This is a genomic window from Neobacillus niacini, from assembly GCF_030817595.1.
Lineage (GTDB): Bacteria > Bacillota > Bacilli > Bacillales > Cytobacillaceae > Neobacillus > Neobacillus niacini_G.
In genome coordinates, this window is record NZ_JAUSZN010000001.1 from 5,757,233 (window position 1) to 5,774,985 (window position 17,753).

Annotated in this window: 14 protein-coding genes and 1 pseudogene; 14 read left to right on the plus strand and 1 reads right to left on the minus strand. The window is 38.1% G+C overall.

Annotated elements, in window-relative coordinates; translation table 11 throughout:
* Positions 1 to 7 precede the first annotated feature (7 nt).
* The 5 genes from accD (at position 8) to QFZ31_RS27340 (ending at position 5,373) form a co-directional block, all read left to right on the plus strand.
* Positions 8 to 883, plus strand: a complete 876-nt coding sequence (accD, locus tag QFZ31_RS27320; protein WP_179601837.1) for an acetyl-CoA carboxylase, carboxyltransferase subunit beta — start codon at positions 8 to 10, stop codon at positions 881 to 883.
* On the plus strand, positions 877 to 1,851 hold the full coding sequence (gene accA / locus QFZ31_RS27325) for an acetyl-CoA carboxylase carboxyl transferase subunit alpha (RefSeq protein ID WP_307309200.1): 975 nt from the start codon (positions 877 to 879) through the stop codon (positions 1,849 to 1,851). Before accD ends, accA begins: the two co-directional genes overlap by 7 nt.
* A 295-nt stretch (positions 1,852 to 2,146) precedes the next feature.
* Entirely contained in the window at positions 2,147 to 3,106 is a 960-nt protein-coding gene (pfkA, locus tag QFZ31_RS27330; RefSeq protein WP_307309203.1) for a 6-phosphofructokinase, read from the plus strand.
* A gap of 35 nt (positions 3,107 to 3,141) precedes the next feature.
* Entirely contained in the window at positions 3,142 to 4,905 is a 1,764-nt protein-coding gene (gene pyk, locus QFZ31_RS27335; RefSeq protein WP_307309205.1) for a pyruvate kinase, read from the plus strand.
* An 81-nt stretch (positions 4,906 to 4,986) separates the two neighbouring features.
* Positions 4,987 to 5,373 (plus strand): FxsA family protein, encoded by a 387-nt coding sequence (locus tag QFZ31_RS27340; RefSeq protein ID WP_307309208.1) that lies wholly within the window; start codon positions 4,987 to 4,989, stop codon positions 5,371 to 5,373.
* Between the two features lie 38 nt (positions 5,374 to 5,411).
* Here QFZ31_RS27340 and ytvI read toward each other — a convergent pair whose 3' ends face one another.
* Entirely contained in the window at positions 5,412 to 6,518 is a 1,107-nt protein-coding gene (gene ytvI / locus QFZ31_RS27345; RefSeq protein WP_307309211.1) for a sporulation integral membrane protein YtvI, read from the minus strand.
* A 101-nt stretch (positions 6,519 to 6,619) separates the two neighbouring features.
* Between ytvI and QFZ31_RS27350 the strand changes: the two genes are divergently transcribed.
* From QFZ31_RS27350 to mutM, 9 genes and pseudogenes are all read left to right on the plus strand, one after another.
* Positions 6,620 to 7,081, plus strand: a complete 462-nt coding sequence (locus QFZ31_RS27350; protein WP_307309214.1) for a DUF441 domain-containing protein — start codon at positions 6,620 to 6,622, stop codon at positions 7,079 to 7,081.
* Positions 7,082 to 7,433: 352 nt separating this feature from the next.
* Positions 7,434 to 8,552, plus strand: a complete 1,119-nt coding sequence (citZ, locus tag QFZ31_RS27355; protein ID WP_307309217.1) for a citrate synthase — start codon at positions 7,434 to 7,436, stop codon at positions 8,550 to 8,552.
* Positions 8,553 to 8,702: 150 nt separating this feature from the next.
* Positions 8,703 to 9,971, plus strand: a complete 1,269-nt coding sequence (icd, locus tag QFZ31_RS27360) for an NADP-dependent isocitrate dehydrogenase (protein WP_307309221.1) — start codon at positions 8,703 to 8,705, stop codon at positions 9,969 to 9,971.
* A gap of 113 nt (positions 9,972 to 10,084) precedes the next feature.
* Entirely contained in the window at positions 10,085 to 11,023 is a 939-nt protein-coding gene (gene mdh, locus QFZ31_RS27365; protein WP_179601855.1) for a malate dehydrogenase, read from the plus strand.
* Positions 11,024 to 11,104: 81 nt separating this feature from the next.
* The gene (locus QFZ31_RS27370) at positions 11,105 to 11,581 is read left to right on the plus strand and encodes a MaoC/PaaZ C-terminal domain-containing protein (protein WP_307309225.1); all 477 of its coding nucleotides are present in this window, start codon (positions 11,105 to 11,107) and stop codon (positions 11,579 to 11,581) included.
* Positions 11,582 to 11,704: 123 nt separating this feature from the next.
* Positions 11,705 to 12,421, plus strand: a complete 717-nt coding sequence (locus QFZ31_RS27375) for a response regulator transcription factor (RefSeq protein WP_307309228.1) — start codon at positions 11,705 to 11,707, stop codon at positions 12,419 to 12,421.
* Positions 12,418 to 14,181 (plus strand): two-component system histidine kinase PnpS, encoded by a 1,764-nt coding sequence (gene pnpS / locus QFZ31_RS27380; protein ID WP_307309231.1) that lies wholly within the window; start codon positions 12,418 to 12,420, stop codon positions 14,179 to 14,181. Before QFZ31_RS27375 ends, pnpS begins: the two co-directional genes overlap by 4 nt.
* A gap of 18 nt (positions 14,182 to 14,199) precedes the next feature.
* Positions 14,200 to 16,834: pseudogene (gene polA / locus QFZ31_RS27385) on the plus strand (DNA polymerase I).
* A 54-nt stretch (positions 16,835 to 16,888) separates the two neighbouring features.
* The gene (gene mutM / locus QFZ31_RS27390; RefSeq protein ID WP_307309233.1) at positions 16,889 to 17,716 is read left to right on the plus strand and encodes a DNA-formamidopyrimidine glycosylase; all 828 of its coding nucleotides are present in this window, start codon (positions 16,889 to 16,891) and stop codon (positions 17,714 to 17,716) included.
* Positions 17,717 to 17,753 lie beyond the last annotated feature (37 nt).

The following is a 17,753-nucleotide window of genomic DNA, read 5'->3' on the forward strand; positions in this document are numbered from 1 at the left end:
GGACAAATTGCTTAAAGACCTTTTTACAAAAAATACGGTAAAAAAGAAAAAATACGCAACGATTCCTACTGAGGCTGCTAAAAGTGATGTACCTGAAGGGATTATGACTAAATGTCCATCATGTAAGACGATAATGTATACGAAAGAATTAAATAAAAATTTGAAAGTATGTCTACATTGTGGATATCACTTTGCCATGAACGCAAAGGAGCGTATCATCAGCTTTTTAGATGAAGACAGCTTCATTGAAATAGACGAAAACATGGTTTCCGAGAATCCATTAAACTTCCCGGATTACCTGGAAAAAGTAGAAAAAGACCGTCAGAAAACGAAGATTAATGAGGCAGTCGTAACAGGCTCGGGAAGTGTTAACGGAAATAAAGTTGTATTGGCTATTATGGATTCTACTTTTAGAATGGGTAGTATGGGTTCTGTTGTAGGTGAAAAAATAACTCGTGCGATCGAAAAAGCTGATGAAATGTCAGTGCCGTTTATTATTTTTACTGCCTCTGGCGGTGCTAGAATGCAAGAAGGCGTCCTCAGCTTAATGCAAATGGCGAAAACAAGTGTGGCATTAAAGAGATTTAGTGAAAATGGCGGACTTATTATTTCGATTATGACGCATCCTACAACTGGCGGTGTTTCTGCAAGCTTTGCATCATTGGGAGACTATAACTTTGCAGAACCAGGTGCATTAATCGGTTTTGCAGGGCGTAGAGTTATTGAACAATCCATTCGTGAGGAATTGCCTGAGGATTTTCAAACAGCGGAGTTTCTCTTAAAGCATGGTCAACTGGACGCGATTATTACTCGTCCAGATTTAGTTGATAAAATCACAAACTTACTCGAAATTCATCAACCTGGAGGTGAGCTCGAATGGTAGGGGAATTAGAATTTGAACGCCCAGTCGTGCAATTAAGAAATAAAATTGCCGAACTTAAAGAGTTTACCAAAACTGCAGATGTGGACTTATCATCCGAAATTGAAAAGTTAGAATTACGACTTGAAAAGCTTGAAAAAGATATTTATAACAATATAAAGCCATGGGACCGTGTTCAAATTGCCAGACATCCAAATAGACCGACTACATTAGATTATATCTCTAATCTATTTGACGGTTTCTTTGAATGTCACGGAGACAGAACATTTGGTGATGATGAAGCTATTGTCGGCGGTGTTGCAAGGTTCCGCGGGCTTCCAGTAACCGTCATTGGTCATCAAAGAGGAAAAGACACCAAAGAAAATATCCGCAGGAACTTTGGAATGCCACATCCTGAAGGCTATAGAAAAGCACTTCGTCTAATGAAGCAGGCGGATAAATTTAATCGTCCTATCATTTGTTTTATTGATACAAAAGGTGCCTACCCAGGAAAGGCTGCAGAAGAACGGGGACAAAGTGAAGCCATTGCCCGTAACCTATTTGAAATGGCCGGTCTTAAGGTTCCAGTTATTTGCATCGTTATTGGCGAGGGTGGAAGTGGTGGTGCGCTCGCATTAGGGGTGGGTAACCGCATGTACATGCTCGAGAATTCTACGTATTCTGTTATTTCACCAGAAGGTGCTGCTGCTATATTATGGAAGGATTCTGCACTGGCAAAGAAAGCAGCGGAGTCCATGAAAATAACAGCACCAGACCTAAAGGAACTGGGAATCATCGATGATATAATCCCAGAAATTAAGGGTGGAGCACATAAAGACGTTAAGGGTCAATCAGAAGCAATTGACAATTTCCTGAAGAAATCTTTAAAGGAACTTTTAGAACTCTCAGAAGAGGAACTTATTGCAGATCGCTATAATCGATTTAGAACGATTGGTGAATACTCATTTATTAAGGATTATATTAAAATTTAAAACGTGCTCTAAGAGCACGTTTTTGTATTTGGGACTTACTTCCTTTTTCACATTTATGTCAAAAATTATCCAATAAGTGTAAATGACTGCGTTTCCATTTCTTGGTTAAGCGGTTTCAGTTTACAGATTATTTCGCCTATTGTTTTTACTAATATGATTGAGTTGTTATAGGGGTCTCTTTAGTGGTATTTTATAAATATTACCGGCTTTTTAGTTTATAATAAATGAAGTACACGTATAAAGATAACTTCAATTTAGATATACATATTTTAGTAAATCCCATGAGGTGGTAGAAATGAAAAAGATTGGTGTATTAACAAGTGGTGGAGACTCACCAGGAATGAATCCTGCGATCCGGGCTGTAGTTCGAAAGGCGATATATCACAATGTTGAGGTGTATGGAATTTATGGTGGATACACCGGACTAATCTCTGGAAATATAAAGAAACTTGAACTCGGCTCTGTCGGTGATATTATTCATCGCGGAGGTACCATGCTGCATACAGCACGATGCCCAGAATTTAAAACACCAGAGGGACAGCAAAAAGGAATTGAGCAGTTAAAAGCACATGGTATTGAAGGGCTAGTTGTCATTGGCGGCGATGGTTCTTATCGTGGTGCAAGAGCTTTGACTCAGCAAGGATATCCATGTGTAGGTGTACCTGGTACGATTGATAATGATATTCCTGGTACCGAACTAACAATCGGATTTGATACAGCATTAAATACTGTTATTGACGCTTTGGATAAAATTCGTGATACAGCTACATCACATGAAAGAACCTTTGTTATTGAAGTTATGGGCAGAGACGCTGGTGACATCGCTTTGTATGCTGGTCTTGCAGGCGGTGCAGAAACGATTCTTATTCCTGAAGAAGGCTTCGATATGGCTGAAATTGCAGAAAGGCTCAGGAAAGGTCAGGAACGCGGTAAGAAGCATAGTATCATCATTGTTGCGGAAGGAGTTTGCAACGGCAATGAATTTGCGCAACAGTTAAAAGAAGCTACTAACTTTGACACTCGAGTATCTGTACTTGGGCATATTCAACGCGGTGGTTCGCCAACTGCAGCAGACAGGGTGCTTGCAAGCCGCTTAGGTGCAAGAGCAGTTGAATTATTAATCGATGGAAAAGGCGGACGTGCTGTAGGGATGGAAAGTAATCGTGTGGTAGATTATGATATCGTTGAGGCATTAGAAAGAAAGCACGTGCTGGACCTAGACCTTGTTAAACTTTCAAAAGAATTATCGATCTAATTTAGTACTAGTTGAAATATAGGAGGAAACAAAGAATGTTACGTAAAACGAAAATCGTCTGTACGATTGGCCCTGCTAGTGAGAGTGTAGAAAAGTTAACCCAATTAATTGAATCCGGTATGAATGTAGCACGCTTAAATTTTTCCCATGGTGACTTTGAAGAGCATGGACAGCGAATTCAAAATATCCGTGAAGCTTCTAAACGAACAGGGAAGACTGTGGCCATTCTACTTGATACAAAAGGTCCAGAAATCCGCACGAATAATATGGTAAATGGTGCAATTGAACTTAAATCAGGGGAAAATATTATTGTTTCGATGACTGAAGTCGAAGGTACAACTGAAAAGTTTTCCATTACATACCCAGGATTAATCGATGATGTTCATGTGGGCTCTAAAATATTATTAGATGATGGTTTAATCGGCCTAGAAGTCCTTAATATTGATAAAGCACAAAATGAAATTCAAACAAAAATCCTTAATAGCGGGACATTGAAGAATAAAAAGGGTGTCAACGTACCAGGAGTATCGGTCAAACTTCCAGGTATTACTGAAAAAGACACAAATGATATCATTTTTGGAATTGAACAGGGTGTTGATTTTATTGCTGCTTCTTTTGTACGCCGTGCAAGTGACGTAATGGAAATTCGTCAGTTATTAGAGGAAAAGCAAGCTACACACATCGATATTATCCCTAAGATTGAAAATCAAGAAGGCGTCGATAACATTGATGAAATCCTTGAAATATCTGACGGTTTAATGGTCGCACGTGGAGATCTAGGTGTAGAAATACCAGCTGAAGAAGTACCACTTGTACAAAAAATGTTAATCAAGAAGTGTAATGCACATGGTAAGCCTGTTATTACTGCTACACAAATGCTTGATTCCATGCAGCGTAATCCGCGCCCAACACGTGCCGAGGCTAGTGATGTTGCGAATGCAATCTTTGATGGTACAGATGCTATCATGTTATCTGGTGAAACAGCCGCTGGAATCTACCCTGTTGAAGCTGTACAAACCATGCATAATATTGCGTCTAGAGCAGAACAAGCATTAGATCATAAAGAAATTTTATCAGCACGTAGTAAAAATACCGAACACAATCTTACAGACGCCATTGGTCAGTCTGTTGCACATACAGCACTAAATCTTGATGTAAATGCAATTGTTACACCAACTGAAAGCGGTCATACTGCTAGGATGATAGCAAAATACCGTACAAAGGCACCAATCGTGGCAGTTACGTACAATGAGCAAATCTGCCGCCGTTTAGCGCTTGTATGGGGTGTATATCCTAAGCTTGGAAGAATCTGCGGCTCTACGGATGAAATGCTGGATAGTGCTGTTGAGGAAAGTGTAAATAGCGGTCTTGTTAAACATGGTGACTTAGTTGTCATTACTGCTGGTGTACCAGTTGGCGAAGCTGGAACAACGAACCTAATGAAAATTCATGTTGTTGGGGATATTATTGCGAGAGCTCAAGGAATCGGTCGTAAATCTGCTTTTGGTAAAGTGGTTATTGCCCATAATGCAGGGGAAGCCATTCAGAAAGTTAAACCAGGTTCCATTTTAGTTACGCTTGGTTCAGACCGTGATATGGTACCAGCGATTGAAAAATGTGCGGCTCTAATTACTCAAGAGGGCGGGTTAACAAGCCATGCAGCAGTAGTTGGTCTAAACCTTGGTATTCCTGTTATTGTTGGTGTGGAAAAGGCACTTGAGTTATTTACTGATGGCCAAGAAATCACAGTAGACGCAACAAGAGGTGTCATTTATAACGGGCACGCTAGTGTATTATAGAATCAGAAAGAAGGGATTTCCCTTCTTTTTTTCTTTCTTCGATGTATAATAGATAAAAGCTTGTTTGAAGGGGATGGAACAATGCGCTATTTAGCTTTATTAATTATTGTAATACCCGCAATAGATATCGGATTCCTGCTGTTATCAGGTAAAACAATAGGATTTTTGCCAACCCTAGCTTTTATCATTCTAACAGGAGTAATCGGTGCCTATTTGGCCAAGAGAGAAGGATTGCAGACTATAAAAAAAGCTCAAGAACAGCTTGCACATGGTCAACTCCCTGGTGAATCTGTCCTGGATGGTATTTGTATTTTAATTGGAGGAACCCTGCTGTTAACACCTGGATTTATTACGGATTTATTTGGATTTTTATTGTTATTCCCTCCATCTAGAAAGCCCTTTAAATTGTTGATCATTAACGCTTTTCGAAAGAGAATACAAAAGGGGAACATAAAAATTATCAAATAAAAACGTCAACTTCCAGAGGAGGTTGACGTTTTTACGTATTAGCCTTTAATAAATGTCCATATATCGTGAAACACATTTGCTCGATAGAGTGTGTTAATAATGACGAGAGTCACAGGTCCTAAAATAAGTCCAAGAAAGCCAACTAATTTAAATCCTACGAATAAGGCGATTAGTGTGGCTAATGGATCAAGACCAATATTAGACGATAGTATTTTTGGCTCCATAATCTGTCTTTGCACGATTACCAGTAAATATAGGACTCCTAAACCTATTGCAAGACTAATATCACCTGCAATCACCTCATAAATAATCCATGGTACAAAAACAGCTCCGGTACCAAGGTATGGAATAATGTCCACGATACCTGTTATTAAAGCGATGGTAATCGCGTAATCAACGCGAAGTACAAGCAGCCCAATAAGTATAATAACCGTTGTAATGGAAATTAGGGTTAATTGGGCCTTAAGAAAACCAAATAAAGCTTTCTGTAAATCTACGAACACAGTTTTCCCGCTTGTTTTAGCTTTCTCAGGTAAAATGGAACTGCTAATACGTGAAAGTCTGTACCAATCCTTACTAATAAAAAAGGTTGCTAAAAAGGAGAAAATTAATACAGTTGCAGCATTTGGGAACCATGATAAGATGACTGGTATGTTGCCAAAAAGGTTTTGAATAAAGTTTCCAGCATTTGTTCCAATGGTAGAGCCAACGTTTTTAATATTAGATATGATTGTGTTTTGCTGCCCATCTTCTAATTGGTTAAACATACTTGTTAATTGATTATAAAGAGGGATAATTTGTGCAGTTATATACTCCTCGATATAGCCGATTAAGGTATCCAAATGCTCAGGGACAACGCGGGCAAGATAATTTGCACCGGAAACCAATTCAGCTACTAAAAGTGTAACTAAACCTGCAACGAAGGCAAAAATGATAATTAATGCCACAAAAACAGCTAATCCACGGTGCATTCGAAGTTTTTGCTCAAAAATGTTAACAATTGGGTTAATAAAAAAGGCAATTACTAAGCCAATAAGAAATGGATAGGTCACTTTTGACAAATAATAAAATGTTAGAAGCGCTAGAAAAACAATGCTAATCACTAAAATGAATCTAAAGGATCGATACAAGTACTTTTTATCCAATAACATGCCTCCTTAACCAGTCAGATAGGTAGCTCTAGTTTAACATTTTTTGTACAATTCTGCATGATTTACCCTATTGTAAGAAGGAAGGATGGAAATATATGTTTAATCAGCCATTATTGTTTTTAATACTGCTTTTAGTCATTGGACTTATCGCAAAAAATAACTCATTATTAATTGCGATTGTCGTTTTACTCATATTAAAATTAAGCGGGCTTGAAACAAAGTCCTTTACCTTTATACAAAGTAAAGGGATTAACTGGGGAGTTACGGTTATCACTATCGCAGTTTTAGCTCCAATTGCATCGGGTGAAATTGGTTTTAAAGATTTGACTGGTGCCTTTAAATCACCGCTGGCCTGGGTAGCTCTTATTTCAGGCATGGCTGTTGCATTATTAGCAAAGGGTGGAGTATCTCTCTTACAAAATGATCCGCATATTACAACAGCGCTTGTACTAGGGACTATTCTATCCGTTTCCATATTCAAAGGAGTGGCTGTAGGCCCTCTTATTGGCGCAGGAATAGCCTATACAGCGATGAAAATAATTGATTTTTTTAGTTAGCTTTTTTGTGAAATAATATTTTTTTGAACTTTTCAGCCCCTTTTCATTCACAAAAATCTGATAATTGTTTATAATAGGACTTGAAAGCGCATCCTTTTTTACATAAGTCACATAAATATGCTAGATTACTTGTAAAGTAACTTTTTATTAAATAAAAGTTATTCCGCTTGCTGGATTTTTTCCGAGCAAGCGCTCAATCTAGATATTGTTTAAAAAGAGCGCTAATCATTCATATTTGAAATGAAGATTTTCTTTCAACATAGCTGTGACCAATTAACAGTTTCAGCTGATAAAAATACTTCTTTTAACAAATGGGTAATGGGGAAATTAGAATGAGAAGGAGAGATTTTCTATGACAGTAACTCGAGGTCTTGAAGGGGTAGTGGCAACAACTTCTTCCATCAGCTCAATCATTGATGATACGTTAACCTATGTTGGTTATGACATCGACGATTTAGCTGAGAATGCGAGCTTTGAAGAAGTAATTTATTTATTGTGGCACCGCAGATTACCAACAGAGCCTGAATTAGCAGAATTAAAAAAGCAGCTATCAGAAAATGCAGCACTTCCACAACAAGTGATTGAGCACTTTAAGATGTACCCTATTGAAAAGGTTCATCCAATGGCTGCACTACGTTCCGCTGTATCCTTACTGGGTCTTTATGACGAAGAAGCCGACACCATGGATCCAGAGTCAAACTATCAAAAGGCGATTCGCCTACAAGCAAAAATGCCTGCTATTGTCACAACTTTTGCACGCGTTAGAAAAGGGCTTGAACCAATCGCACCAAGAACTGATTTAAGCTTTGCTGCTAACTTCCTTTACATGTTGACCGGAAATGACCCTGATGAAATTGCGGTTAATGCTATGGACAAAGCCCTTGTATTACATGCTGATCATGAACTTAATGCATCAACATTTACTGCTAGAGTTTGTGTAGCTACTTTATCAGATGTATACTCCGGTGTAACTGCTGCAATCGGAGCGCTTAAGGGACCATTACACGGTGGTGCAAATGAAGCAGTAATGAAAATGCTTAAAGAAATTGGTACAATTGAAAATGTTGAGCCATATGTTCGTGGAAAACTTGAGAAAAAAGAAAAAATCATGGGCTTTGGACACCGTGTTTATCGCTCAGGCGATCCTCGTGCCAAGCACTTAAGAGCAATGTCCAAGAAATTAACGGAGTTAACAGGTGAGCCGCATTGGTATGAAATGTCTGAAAAAATTGAAAGCATTGTTACCGGCGAAAAGAAATTACCGCCAAACGTTGATTTCTACTCAGCGTCCATGTACCATAGCTTAGGCATTGATCATGATCTATTTACACCAATCTTTGCAGTAAGCAGGGTTTCAGGATGGCTTGCTCACATTCTAGAACAATATGATAACAATCGATTAATTCGTCCACGTGCTGAATATACAGGTCCTGGCATGCAGACATATGTACCAATTAATCAAAGAGGTTAATAAATATTTACTTTTTTCAAAAAAATTGTTCTAATAGGATTGTGGGAAAAGGTTAAAGAATCAAATCTTTAACCTTGGACCCAATCTCTTTAATACGAAAAGGGACAAATGAATATTACCATTGATACATACCTAGGAGGGAGAACAACTATGCAAGGCGAAAAAATCACAGTAACAAACGGAGTATTAAACGTACCAAACAATCCAATTATCCCATTTATTGAAGGTGACGGTATTGGACCTGATATCTGGGCTGCTTCCGAGAGAGTATTAAATGCAGCGGTAGAAAAAGCATATAAAGGCGAACGTAAAATCGTTTGGAAAGAAGTTCTAGCTGGAGAAAAAGCTTTTAACCAAACTGGTGAATGGCTTCCACAAGAAACTCTTGATGTAATCAATGAATATTTGATTGCCATCAAAGGTCCACTTACAACTCCTGTTGGAGGCGGTATCCGTTCATTGAACGTTGCGCTTCGTCAAGAGTTAGATTTATTTGTATGCTTACGTCCAGTAAGATGGTTTGAAGGTGTTCCTTCTCCAGTTAAGCGTCCGCAAGACACTGATATGGTTATTTTCCGTGAAAACACAGAAGATATCTATGCAGGTATCGAGTATGAAAAAGGCTCAGAAGCTGTTAATAAACTAATCAATTTCTTACAAACTGAAATGGGTGTAAACAAAATCAGATTCCCAGAGACTTCTGGTATCGGTATTAAGCCTGTTTCTGAAGAAGGAACTTCACGCCTTGTACGCGCTGCCATTAATTATGCAATTAAAGAAGGCCGTAAATCATTAACACTTGTGCACAAAGGTAATATCATGAAATTTACTGAAGGTGCATTCAAAAACTGGGGTTATGAGCTTGCTGAAAAGGAATTCGGCGATAAAGTATTTACTTGGGCTCAATACGACCGTATTAAAGAAGAGCAAGGTACTGAAGCAGCAAACCAAGCTCAATCTAATGCTGAAGCAGCTGGCAAGATCATCGTAAAAGATGCGATTGCGGATATCTTCTTACAGCAAATCCTTACTCGTCCACGTGAATTTGATGTTGTTGCAACAATGAACTTAAACGGTGACTATATTTCTGATGCTCTTGCAGCACAGGTTGGTGGAATTGGTATTGCTCCTGGAGCAAACATCAATTATGAAACTGGCCATGCGATTTTCGAAGCTACGCATGGTACTGCACCTAAATATGCAGGCCTTGATAAAGTTAATCCTTCATCTGTAATCCTTTCAGGTGTATTACTACTTGAGCACTTAGGATGGAATGAAGCGGCTAAAATGGTCATTAAATCAGTGGAAAAGACGATTGCTTCTAAAGTAGTGACGTATGACTTTGCTCGTTTAATGGATGGAGCAACAGAAGTTAAAACATCAGAATTTGGTGATGAATTAATTAAGAATATGGAATAATTGGCAAGCTAGTGCACCTAGAGTAAGAAACTTGACAAGGAAAATCAGGGCTGTTTTCAAACAGTCCTTTTTTCGAATAACGACAATAATACTTTCAAAGGGGAGAGTTAAAAATGTCATTAAAGCGTAAAAAGGTTTCCGTAATTGGCGGCGGTTTCACTGGTGCTACAACTGCATTCTTACTTGCACAAAAAGAATTAGGCGATGTCGTTCTAGTTGATATCCCTCAAATGGAAAACCCTACTAAAGGGAAAGCATTAGATATGCTTGAAGCAAGTCCAGTTCAAGGATTTGATTCAAACATTACTGGTACATCCAATTACGAAGATACTCGTGATTCTGACATCGTTGTCATTACGGCTGGTATTGCACGTAAACCTGGAATGAGCCGTGATGATCTAGTTCAAACAAACCAAAAAGTAATGAAAAGTGTCACACAGGAAATCGTAAAGTATTCCCCAAACTGTACAATCCTTGTATTAACAAATCCAGTTGATGCAATGACGTATACTGTATTTAAAGAATCTGGATTCCCTAAGAACCGGGTCATTGGCCAATCTGGTGTACTAGATACAGCTCGTTTCCGTACTTTTGTTGCGCAGGAATTAAATCTTTCTGTTAAAGATATTACCGGCTTTGTTTTAGGCGGTCACGGTGATGATATGGTTCCGCTTGTTCGTTATTCCTATGCCGGCGGTATTCCATTAGAAACATTAATTCCTAAAGAGCGTTTAGAAGCGATTGTTGAGCGTACTAGAAAAGGCGGCGGTGAAATCGTCAACCTTCTAGGCAACGGCAGTGCCTATTATGCTCCAGCAGCGTCATTGGTTGAAATGTGTGAAGCAATCTTAAAAGATCAGCGCCGTGTGCTTCCTTCCATCGCTTACCTTGAAGGCGAATTTGGATATGAGGGTATTTATCTTGGAGTACCAACAATCCTCGGTGCAAACGGAATTGAGAAGGTAATTGAGCTTGAATTAACGCCTGAAGAAAAAGCAGCGTTAGACAAATCAGTTGAGTCCGTTCAAAATGTAATGAAAGTTTTAGTGTAGCTGATTAAAAAATTCGGGGAAAAACTTCCTCGAATTTTTTCTACCACACAAATGAAACCGTTTACAAAGGAGCGCAACGAAATGCTTTTAGGAAAAAAGAGAAAGTTAGGAAGAGAAATTAAAGAAATGTCTGTCGGAGAAAAACTAGCGTTAACCGAAAAGGTGGAAGATAAGGATATTCTACTGTATTTGGGGTTAACCGATGATGCAAATCCACTTTTTATTCAGCATGATTATGCTTCCCAAACACCTTATAAAAAACCAATTGTTCCTAGTATAATGCTGACGGGTATGATTACTTCTGCTGTTTCAAAGTATTTACCCGGACCTGGAAGTCATATTTTAGGTCAAGATATCCAATTTCCTAAGCCTGTTTATCATTATGCGACGGTTCAGTTGTTGCTAGAGGTTGTCGAAGTAAATCATGATGACCACACAGTGATGATGACGGTAGTTGGAACAAACGAAAAAGACGAGGTAGTGATTAAGGGAAACTTGAAAGTTTGTCCTCCTCATCGTTTAGGCGGAATGGATGCAAATGTGTTAGATAACTTTTAATGCTCTAAGGAATGTAGCCCACATTCCTTTTTTTTTGTCTTAAGGGTCGATAGTGGGTATTCTTTTTTATTCTATATTATAATGGTGGAAGGTGGCAAAATAGACAAACACTCGGAGGTTTTTATGAAAAATAAGGTACTAGTTGTTGACGATGAACAATCGATTGTAACTTTGCTTCAATATAATTTGGAACAAGCTGGTTTTGAAGTAGTAACGGCAATGGATGGCTTAGCGGGAAAACAATTAGCTGAAAGTATAACACCGGATATTATTGTTTTAGATCTTATGCTTCCGAAAATGGATGGAATTGAAGTATGTAAGCAGCTTCGGCAGCAGAAAATTATGACTCCAATCCTAATGTTAACAGCTAAAGATGATGAATTTGATAAAATATTGGGGTTAGAGCTCGGTGCGGATGATTATATGATTAAGCCGTTTAGTCCTAGAGAAGTGGTGGCACGCGTAAAGGCAATTTTAAGAAGAGTTCAAATACAAACCAACAGTAATGAGGCTGAGCAACAGGATAGTACTGACATTGTTATTGGAGATCTTCAAATTATCCCAGAGAAATATGAAGCCTATTTTAAAAATCAACAATTGGAACTGACCCTGAAGGAATACGAATTACTTCATTACTTGGCACAGAATAAAAATCGTGTCCTAACCCGTGACCAATTATTAAGTGCTGTTTGGAACTATGAATTTGCTGGCGATACTCGTATTGTAGATGTTCATATTTCTCACTTAAGGGAAAAAATTGAAGTTGATACGAAAAAACCGGCTTATATTAAAACCGTCCGTGGACTTGGGTATAAGCTTGAGGAGCCGAAAGGTGAATGACCAAATTCCGCACAAAGCTGCTTCTTGCGCTGATTTCTTTACTTATCATAGGATTAATCGGCCTTGAAATATTACTTGGACAACTTTTAAAAGGCTACTACCTTGATACATATAATGAACGTTTAGATAAAGAGAGTAATCTCCTAAGCTTGCATATTGAAAATAACGGCGGCGTGAATTCATTTAATGAACAAAAAACAATTGAATTAAGCAATATACTGAATGTAAGACTAGCCATAACAGATGCAAAAGGGAAGATCCTTTTTGACAGTGGTGAAAAGAGTCCTTCTAATATAAAAGGGATAAAGGAAATTATTAATGAGGTCTTAAAGGAAAAGCAAAAAAATAGGACCGAGCTTATTGAACGTGAGGAATACGACTTACATTATTCGTGGAAACCAATACAGCAAGCAAATAAAAATGAAGGATATTTGTTCATTTTTACTAAAACGAGTGAACTGAAACAAGCATACGGGCAAATATGGTGGATTCTTTCCATTAGCCTGTTGATGGTGTTTATTGTCTTTATATATCTTGGATACAGAATAACTGGAAGATATACAAAGCCAATAGAAGCTGCAACGAATGTCGCAATTGAGCTGGCAAAAGGAAATTATCGGGCAAGGATAGAAAGTAATAACTTAAATGAAACGGGTATGTTGAGTACTTCAATCAATGTTTTGGCCCAAAACCTTCAAGAAATGAGTAAAGCTCAAGAAATACAGCAGGATCGTTTAAGTGCATTAATTGAAAATATGGGTGCAGGACTACTTTTAATGGATAGCCGTGGCTTCATCAATCTAATTAATAAGGGTTACATCGAGATTTTTCATGTGAATTCTTCTAACTATTTAGATAAATTGTATTATGAGGTTATTGAGCATGAGGAAATATGCAATATCATAGCGGATGTGTTCAGGACAGAACAAAAAATCAGAAAACACCTCCTTCTCCCATTGGGCATTGAGAGAAGATACTTTGATGTTTACGGTATACCAATTATAGGAATTAATAATGTGTGGAAAGGGGTTTTACTCGTTTTCCATGATATTACCGAAATCAAAAAACTTGAAGTCATGAGAAAGGACTTTGTGGCAAATGTGTCACATGAATTGAAGACGCCTGTTACCTCTATAAAAGGTTTTTCTGAAACGTTGTTAGATGGTGCGATGAATAATCAAGATACACTTGAAGCATTCTTATCGATTATTAATAAAGAAAGTGAGCGAATGCAATCTCTTATTCAAGATCTACTGGATTTTTCTAAAATTGAGCAGCAGGAATTTAAGCTGAACATCCAGGACTTTGACCTATTTGAATTAATAAACGAAGTAATCACCATGCTTAATAAAAAAGCAAAATCAAAAGATATTCGTCTTGAACTTCAGTTTCAGAGGGAAGAATTATATATACAAGGAGACCATGACCGCTTAAAACAGGTATTTATCAATCTGATCAGTAATGCCATTTTGTATACTCCTCCTGGAGGTTATGTGATCGTTTCACTGTTTGAATTCGAAAGAACCGTGAAAATCCATGTAAAAGACTCTGGTGTAGGTATTAAACAAGAAGAAATTCCACGTATTTTTGAGCGATTTTATCGTGTTGACCGTGCTAGAAGCCGAGACTCTGGCGGGACAGGCCTTGGATTAGCGATCGTAAAACATTTAGTTGAAGCACATCACGGAAACATCTCGGTAAGAAGTACCCTTGGTGAGGGCAGTGAGTTCATCATCGAACTACATAAATATATGAATTAACCTGAAAGGGGTAAATAGATGGAAAAGAAGAAGTTAGTATTAATAGATGGGAATAGTATCGCTTACCGTGCATTTCTTTGCTCTGCCCCTGCTTAATAACGATAAGGGCGTACACACAAACGCAGTATACGGTTTTACCATGATGTTGAATAAGATTATCGAAGACGAGAAGCCAACACATATACTAGTGGCATTTGATGCGGGAAAGACAACCTTTCGTCATGCTACTTTTGGTGAGTATAAGGGCGGCAGACAGAAAACACCTCCAGAATTATCCGAGCAATTTCCTTTTATTCGTGAACTTCTTGATGCATATGGTATCCAGCGATATGAGCTTGAGAATTATGAGGCTGATGACATTATTGGAACATTATCATTAACTGCTGAAAAAGAAGGCTATGAAATAAAGGTTATATCAGGAGATAAGGACTTAACTCAGCTTTCCTCGGAACATACAACGGTTGGAATCACTCGTAAAGGAATCACCGACATAGAGGAATATACTCCAGAACATGTTATGGAGAAGTACGGTTTAACGCCTGAGCAAATTATTGATATGAAGGGGCTGATGGGTGACCCTTCAGATAATATTCCAGGTGTACCAGGCGTCGGTGAGAAAACAGCGATTAAACTGTTAAAGGAATTTTCAACATTAGAAAAGTTACTAAACTCGGTTGATCAAGTGACTGGAAATAAGTTGAAAGAAAAGCTTGAAGAATTCAAGGATCAAGCAGTAATGAGTAAGCAGCTTGCCGCTATAGAAAGACATGCACCAGTCGAAGTATCTGTAGAAAATGTGGCTTATGAGGGTTTTGAAAGAGATAAACTTGTTGCAATTTATAAAGAGCTTGGCTTTCACTCCTTATTAGAAAAATTAGGTGGAGACACTGCAAGCACTGAACAGGTTGAACTGGAAGACATTGAGTATGTAACCCCTGATGTAATTAGTGATGATTTGTTTACGGATGATAATTATTTCTATGTTGAAATGCTAGATGATAATTATCATTACGCCGATATCATTGGTTTTTCGCTCGTCAATGAAAAGGGATATTATTATTTACCAACTGAATTAGCCTTAAAGTCTGATAGTTTTAAAAAATGGGCGGAAGATGAAACAAAAAAGAAAACAGTCTACGACGCAAAGCGTTCCGAGGTATCGTTAAGAAGGTTTGAGATTCATTTAAAAGGTGTTAATTTCGATACGTTAATGGCTTCTTATATTATTAATCCTTCTGAATCGATTGATGACCTTTCAACAATAGGGAAAAAATACGGGATTAATATTCAATCAGATGAGTCGTTTTATGGAAAAGGGGCTAAGCGGAAAATACCAGAAGCTTCACTGCTTGCAGAGCATTTGGTCAGAAAAAGTCTTGCTATGTCTGATTTAAAACAAAAATTGGAAGACGAATTAAAAACAAATGAACAATATGAATTATTTACTGACCTTGAAATGCCACTGTCACTCATTTTAGCTGATATGGAATCCTGCGGGATCAAGGTGGATAGGGATCGTCTGCAAAGAATGGGCGGCGAAATTCATGATAAGTTGATCGAAATGGAAGGAATTATTTATGAGCTGGCTGGTGAAAAGTTCAATATTAATTCAACCAAACAATTAGGTGTCATTTTATTTGAAAAATTAAACCTGCCAACCTTTAAGAAAACAAAAACAGGCTATTCAACGTCAGCAGATGTTTTAGAAAAATTAGCAAATGACCATGAAATCATTGAGCATATTCTAACATACAGACAGCTAGGCAAGCTCCAGTCAACTTATATTGAAGGTTTGCTCAAGGTTATTAATCCTAAAACCGGTAAAGTTCATACACGCTATCAACAGACATTAACTGCAACAGGCAGGTTAAGCTCCATTGATCCAAACATGCAGAACATTCCGATTCGATTAGAAGAAGGTAGGAAAATCCGCCAAGCATTTGTACCATCGGAACCAGGATGGATCATTTTTGCAGCCGATTATTCGCAAATCGAGCTTAGAGTTCTTGCAGACATTGCTGGGGATGAAAAACTGATACAAGCCTTTAAGGATGACCTTGATATTCACACCAAAACGGCGATGGATGTATTCCACGTAAATGCGGATGAGGTAACATCCAATATGAGAAGGCAGGCAAAGGCGGTTAACTTCGGCATTGTCTATGGAATAAGTGACTATGGTCTTTCACAGAGCTTAGGCATCACACGTAAGGAAGCTGGTCTGTTTATTGACCGCTATCTTGCAAGCTACCCTGGGGTGAAGGATTATATGGACGACATTATTCATTCAGCCAAACAAAAGGGTTATGTATCTACTCTTCTGCAAAGAAGAAGGTATATCCCAGAGATTACACATCGTAATTTTAACATCAGAAGTTTTGCTGAAAGAACTGCCATGAATACCCCAATCCAGGGAAGTGCAGCTGATATTATAAAAAAAGCGATGATCGATATGGCGGAAGCATTAAAGGATTATGGATTAAAAACAAGACTACTGCTTCAAGTGCACGATGAACTTATCTTCGAAGCGCCAGAAGAAGAAATCGAAACACTTAAGAAACTCGTTCCAGATGTCATGGAAAATGCCCTCGAATTAAAAGTGCCATTAAAAGTAGACTATTCTTATGGTCCAACATGGTTTGATGCAAAGTAGAAAAGAGGAAGAGCTTAGGCGCTTCCTCTGTACAGCATATAAGGGAGTTGCTTTATGCCAGAACTACCGGAAGTAGAAACAGTAAGAAAGACGTTAAAAAAGCTTGTTTCAAATAAACAAATAGAAAATATAACCGTTCACTGGCCTAAAATTATTAAAAATCCAGTTGAGGTTGAACAATTCGTTGATGCTCTTAAAGGAGAAATAATTGAGGATGTCGGCAGAAGAGGTAAGTTTTTAATTATTTATACCACCACGTTTGCCCTTGTTTCCCATTTAAGGATGGAAGGGAAATATGGGCTCTATCCAAAGGAAGAACCATATGATAAGCATACTCATGTTATCTTTCATTTTACCGATGGAAGTGAACTGAGATATCGAGATGTTCGGAAATTTGGAACCATGCACCTATATATAAAGGGGGAGGAATTTGAGAAACCTCCACTTATTGACCTTGGACCAGAGCCTTTTTCAGAGGATTTCACAAAGGAATATTTATCTGACAAGCTGAAAAAGACGAACAGAAAGATAAAGCCTGCTCTACTGGACCAAAAAGTTTTTGTTGGGCTTGGAAACATTTATGTCGATGAGGCCCTGTTCCGTTCTGGAATACACCCTGAACGGATTGCAAACTCTTTGAGTGAGGAAGAATTAACATTGCTCCACCAAGAAATTGTTAAGACATTGGAGGAAGCGGTTAAAAAAGGGGGAAGCACAATTCGCTCCTATGTAAACTCACAAGGGGAAATTGGGATGTTTCAGCTTGAATTATATGCCTACGGCCGTAAAGGGGAAGAATGCAAAAGGTGTGGAACCCCATTAGAAAAAACAACAGTAGGAGGACGAGGTACTCATTTTTGTCCTAAATGCCAAAAACTTTAATCTTTAGAAGTGAGATGACAATTTAATAACAAAGGAT

Excerpts from the sequence above, each read along its gene's own strand:
- accA (WP_307309200.1), top strand. The coding sequence starts at position 877 with ATGGTAGGGGAATTAGAATTTGAACGCCCAGTCGTGCAATTAAGAAAT.
- pfkA (WP_307309203.1), top strand. The coding sequence starts at position 2,147 with ATGAAAAAGATTGGTGTATTAACAAGTGGTGGAGACTCACCAGGAATG.
- pyk (WP_307309205.1), top strand. The coding sequence starts at position 3,142 with ATGTTACGTAAAACGAAAATCGTCTGTACGATTGGCCCTGCTAGTGAG.
- QFZ31_RS27340 (WP_307309208.1), top strand. The coding sequence starts at position 4,987 with ATGCGCTATTTAGCTTTATTAATTATTGTAATACCCGCAATAGATATC.
- QFZ31_RS27350 (WP_307309214.1), top strand. The coding sequence starts at position 6,620 with ATGTTTAATCAGCCATTATTGTTTTTAATACTGCTTTTAGTCATTGGA.
- citZ (WP_307309217.1), top strand. The coding sequence starts at position 7,434 with ATGACAGTAACTCGAGGTCTTGAAGGGGTAGTGGCAACAACTTCTTCC.
- icd (WP_307309221.1), top strand. The coding sequence starts at position 8,703 with ATGCAAGGCGAAAAAATCACAGTAACAAACGGAGTATTAAACGTACCA.
- mdh (WP_179601855.1), top strand. The coding sequence starts at position 10,085 with ATGTCATTAAAGCGTAAAAAGGTTTCCGTAATTGGCGGCGGTTTCACT.
- QFZ31_RS27370 (WP_307309225.1), top strand. The coding sequence starts at position 11,105 with ATGCTTTTAGGAAAAAAGAGAAAGTTAGGAAGAGAAATTAAAGAAATG.
- QFZ31_RS27375 (WP_307309228.1), top strand. The coding sequence starts at position 11,705 with ATGAAAAATAAGGTACTAGTTGTTGACGATGAACAATCGATTGTAACT.
- pnpS (WP_307309231.1), top strand. The coding sequence starts at position 12,418 with ATGACCAAATTCCGCACAAAGCTGCTTCTTGCGCTGATTTCTTTACTT.
- mutM (WP_307309233.1), top strand. The coding sequence starts at position 16,889 with ATGCCAGAACTACCGGAAGTAGAAACAGTAAGAAAGACGTTAAAAAAG.